The organism is Veronia pacifica, assembly GCF_001707825.1.
In the GTDB taxonomy this organism is placed as follows: Bacteria; Pseudomonadota; Gammaproteobacteria; order Enterobacterales; family Vibrionaceae; genus Veronia; species Veronia pacifica.
On the sequence record NZ_LYBM01000157.1, the window covers coordinates 1 to 249 of the forward strand.

The window sequence follows — 249 nt, forward strand, 5'->3', positions numbered from 1 at the left end:
CCGGGGCGGATTCCGTATCTATCAGCTGTACTGTGTCGGACACCACCCAGTCGGTGTTGGGCGCATCCACTCTGGCATTGAGGATCAGGCTTTCATTGCCTTCATACAATGCATCATCCATTGGCTCAACGAAGACCTGCACATTTTGGGTCCCTGCGGGGAGGTCCCAGATAACGGGCTGGCTGATATCTGTTACCGTGACCAACTGCGGGTCGTTGTCCGCCCCGGTATAGATATGGAGTTTGCCCG

At 55.8% G+C, this 249-nt stretch carries 1 protein-coding gene; it reads right to left on the minus strand.

Features of this window, described 5'->3' with window-relative positions:
* A partial coding sequence (locus A8L45_RS24955; protein ID WP_175402097.1) for a hypothetical protein occupies window positions 1-249 on the minus strand: 249 nt, incomplete at both ends.